General features: G+C 40.6%; 2 protein-coding genes. Both read left to right on the top strand.

The annotated features are described in order from the left end of the window. Nucleotides 1-195: 195 nt before the first annotated feature. Nucleotides 196-1,749: an IS21 family transposase gene (istA, locus tag ACRD62_RS22275; RefSeq protein ID WP_430822289.1), complete on the top strand. Its 1,554-nt coding sequence runs from the start codon at nt 196-198 to the stop codon at nt 1,747-1,749. 10 nt (nt 1,750-1,759) lie between these two features. After that, nucleotides 1,760-2,497 (top strand): IS21-like element helper ATPase IstB, encoded by a 738-nt coding sequence (gene istB / locus ACRD62_RS22270; protein ID WP_430822288.1) that lies wholly within the window; start codon nt 1,760-1,762, stop codon nt 2,495-2,497. Nucleotides 2,498-2,576: the final 79 nt, after the last annotated feature.

The following is a 2,576-nucleotide window of genomic DNA, read 5'->3' as shown; positions in this document are numbered from 1 at the left end:
TGGATATTTCGGATCGTTTTGTGCCAGCATTATCGGCCTGATCTGTGCCAGTGATTTCGGTTCAAACTGTGCCACTTTTGGTCATGAACTGATGCTTTAACGGTTCGATTTGTGCCACACATCACGGTTTGATTTGTGCCATTTTGAGAGATCAAGTAAAACCTGCTATATCGCGTAAAAAAATATACACACGATATGGCCAATACACTTGATCCAATGGATATAAAACAAATAATTACACTTCATATTGATGGACTAAGTAATCGCGAGATAGGCCTTACACTGGCTATCTCACGCAATACTGTTAACCATTATATCAAGCTGATTAAGGCTTGTGATTACACTCCAAAAGAACTTCTGATCATGGATGTCTCCGTATTAAGGGAGTTATTCACGTCCTATACTACCATTAACAATGATCGATACGATGAACTTATGACCTTTCTTGAGCGTATTAATCAATGCGTTCATCATCCCGGCTTTACTTTTCAGTTCCATTATCACGAGTATAAAGAGCAGGCTCAAAAACCTTATAGTTATACCCAGTTTATGGAGCACTATCGGCGTAAATATCGCAAGGAAAAGGGTTCAATGAAACTTAACCATGAAGCCGGTAAAGAAGCCTATATTGATTACTGTGGTAAGCATCTTTACATTGTTGACAGAGAGACCGGAGAACAGATTCCGGTAGAAGTGTTCGTCTGCATATTGCCTCACAGCCATTATACCTATATTGAAGCCAGTTTCAGTCAAAAACGTGAAGAGCTGATTCACTGCTTGAGTAATGCATTAAGCTTTTATGGTGGCGTTCCTAAAGCCATTGTATCTGATAATCTTAAATCGGCTGTATCAAGAGCGAGTAAATACGAACCGGTTGTTAATCGTTCGCTCAAGGATTTTGCCCGGCATTATAACTGTGCTGTCAATCCAACACGCACCTATGCGCCTCAGGATAAGGCGCTGGTGGAAAATGCGGTTCAGCTGACCTACCAACGCATCTATTATCCTCTTCGCGAGATGACCTTCTTCTCACTGGAAGACCTGAATAACGAGATATGGAAACTTCTTGAGCATTATAATGACCTGTTGTTTCAACGCAAAGACCATAGCCGTAAAGAGCTGTTTCAATCCGTTGAACGTGGCTACCTAAAACCATTGCCGGATTGCCCCTATGAACTTAAGGACTATAAACGAGCTAAAGTCCAGAAGATGGGTTACGTGTATTTCTCTCCGGATGAGAGTTATTACAGCGTTCCTTATCGTTACATTGGTAAAACCACACAGATTCATTACACACGATCAACGGTTGAAGTCTATTACAATCATGAACGTATCGCCATTCATAAACGCAACCCGACCAAAGGATTTTACATTACCAACAAGAACCATTTGAGTAGTTCTCATCAAGCCTACTCTGAGTGGAGTCCAGATTACTTTAAACAAAAAGCAGCCAAACATGGCAATCATGTACTGGAGTTTATTGAAGGTGTGTTGTCTCAAGGTGATTATCCCGAAACAGCTTACAAACGCTCTATGGGCATCATTCAGCTTCATCGTGTCTACGGTTCTGAGCGATTAAACGATGTCTGCAGAATAGCTATTGAAGCAGGTACCTTCTCTTATCACCGCCTTAAAAACATGCTCAAAAATAACATCGATAAGATGGAACATGATAATCGGCAAACCAATCTGTTTAAATCACATATCCCTAATCACAACAATCTCAGAGGAGCAGCTAACTATCATTAAATTATATCATATGAATAACAATCAAACAATTGAAAAACTCAAGCAAATGCGCCTTGGCGCCATGGCTGGCATGCATCTGCAAAACATTAAAAACAACCAGCTTAACGGTGTAACACCCGATGAATACCTGGCTTTGTTAACCGATCATGAATGGGAACAGCGACATAATCAGAAGATTGAACGCTTGCTCAAACAGGCTTCCTTCCGACAGAGTGCCACGGTTGCTGATGTTAATTATGCTCATCAGCGTAATCTGGATAAGAACATGTTTACTCGTCTGGCAACTCTCGACTTCCTAAAAAAGAAAGAGAATGTGATTATCACCGGTGCTTCAGGTGTTGGAAAAAGCTACCTGGCTCAGGCTTTAGGTAATCAGGCATGCATCAACGGTAAAAAGGTTATATACACAATAACTGCTCGTTTGTTTACTAGACTTAAACTGGCTAAAGTCGATGGTACTTATCTGAAGGAACTAAAAAAACTTACAAAGGCAGACGTTTTGATATTGGATGACTTTGGCTTACAGGCTTTCGATAATCAGGCCAGAGAGGCTCTTATGGATATTATTGATGACCGATATAATCAGGTATCCACTATTGTATCGTCCCAAATCCCAGTATCTGTCTGGTATGATATAATCGGGGAAGGAACCATAGCTGATGCAATCCTTGACCGGATTGTTAACTCTTCGCACAGGATTGACTTAAAAGGTGAGTCCTTGAGAAAAGGAATTTTAAAAACTGAGTAAAAAATTACTATCATTGCAACTTCTCTCAAAGTGGCACAGTTTGACCGATAATGGTGGCATGGTCACTCCGAAATAGCCA

The sequence above is a fragment of the Carboxylicivirga caseinilyticus genome (assembly GCF_050589785.1).
Taxonomy (GTDB): Bacteria; Bacteroidota; Bacteroidia; order Bacteroidales; family Marinilabiliaceae; genus Carboxylicivirga; species Carboxylicivirga caseinilyticus.
The sequence above is the reverse complement of the archived record's forward strand: the minus strand, read 5'-3'. Positions and strand labels throughout refer to the sequence as shown.

Excerpts from the sequence above, each read along its gene's own strand:
- istA (WP_430822289.1), top strand. The coding sequence starts at position 196 with ATGGCCAATACACTTGATCCAATGGATATAAAACAAATAATTACACTT.
- istB (WP_430822288.1), top strand. The coding sequence starts at position 1,760 with ATGAATAACAATCAAACAATTGAAAAACTCAAGCAAATGCGCCTTGGC.